General features: G+C 67.0%; 1 protein-coding gene. It reads left to right on the top strand.

The annotated features are described in order from the left end of the window. Positions 1–699 precede the first annotated feature (699 nt). Positions 700–1,164, top strand: a complete 465-nt coding sequence (locus tag ABT078_RS42500) for a MarR family winged helix-turn-helix transcriptional regulator (protein WP_351237838.1) — start codon at positions 700–702, stop codon at positions 1,162–1,164. Positions 1,165–1,365: the final 201 nt, after the last annotated feature.

Below are 1,365 nucleotides of genomic sequence, written 5' to 3'. Positions count from 1 at the left end.
AACGTCGACGCCGGAGAACTGCGCGCGATGCTCACCCGCTTCCCGCAATCGGCGCGCGGACGGGCCGTGATCAGCGCGAGGACCGCCCCCTCGGCGCCGAGCGAGCAGGCAGCCTGAACGCCATCCCTGTGCTTGGCCGTCGGCCCCTCCGACCGCGACACGTCTCTGGTTCAGGTGCCGCATCGCCCTGTGGCAGACACTTGTCGGCTCGCCTGTGCCCGGTCTCTCCGCGGAAGGCCCGCCTACGGACAGGGGATGGACTGCCCCCCACCCATGCGGTCGAGCATGCCGAACGCCCGGCATCACACGGGTGATCACGACCAGCCGGCCGAATCCCGGCGACTGGCTCGACGCCCTCGGCCCTCGACGAGTCCGAGGGCTTCGCCTCTTCCTGACCCGCACCATGCCGAAGGACTCGCCGACCTTGTGATCGGTGAGTCCTTCGGCTTTTCGCTCTCGTCGTCATGCGGTGGACGGCACGGCTGCGCCCCATTGCATGAGCTGCGTCAACCGCTGCCGGCGCACACCTTCGGCGATTTCGGTCCACAGCCTGGTGCCGGTCGAGCCACGGGCAGTGAGAGGGGAAGCAGGGCCGGGAGGGCTGTGGTTGGCGCGAGACAGAAGGCCAAAGTGGCAAAAGCGGGCGTAATGCCCACATTGTCTTTTGCTTTACCCGTCAAGCAGATTAAGATGCGAGGCATGCTGTCCCCCGAGCCGCAGCCCTTGAGGCCCCTGGACCCCGCCGAAGAAGCGCTCGTGCGAGCGCTGGCCCAGGTCACGATTACGCTGCCCCGCATGGTCGACGCGGACATGGTGCGCGACGTAGGCCTGCGCCTGTCCGAGTACACCCTCCTGAGGCTGCTGTCCGAGGCTCCTCAACGACGTATGCGGATGAGCGAGCTTGCCGAAGAGTGCAACATCACCCTCAGCGGGATGACCCGGCTGGTCAGCCGACTCGAGAACCAGGGGTTCGTCCAGCGGGTCCAGTGCGCCGAGGATCTGCGTGGCTGGAACGCCGTCCTCACCGATGACGGCCTGGCCCGCGTGCAGCAAGCCTGGCCCGCCCATCTGGCAAGCGTGCGACGACACGTGCTGGACAACCTCGTTGGCCACGACCTCATGCAGCTCGCGGCGGGAATCCGGCGTATCGCGCGCGACTCTTGATCGTTCGGTGTAACTCCCGATCGCGGAAGATACACCGATGCTGACGTGGCTGAGCGTCTCTGATCAGTTAAGCGATCCCATGCAAGGCGTGGTGTCTGGCGTGGGTTCTGCCCACCGTGGAGGGGTGGCGTGGGCGTGCAGGTGGAAGCCCGTGCCCAGTGCTGCTCCGCGTGGCCGGTGTCGGCTGGTGGTGGGTGTGCT

The sequence above is a fragment of the Streptomyces sp. NPDC002133 genome (assembly GCF_040296405.1).
Lineage (GTDB): Bacteria > Actinomycetota > Actinomycetes > Streptomycetales > Streptomycetaceae > Streptomyces.
Note: the sequence above shows the minus strand (reverse complement) of the source record. Positions and strands in the feature narration are given on the sequence as shown.

Coding starts and splice junctions, on each gene's coding strand:
- ABT078_RS42500 (WP_351237838.1), top strand. CDS start 700: ATGCTGTCCCCCGAGCCGCAGCCCTTGAGGCCCCTGGACCCCGCCGAA.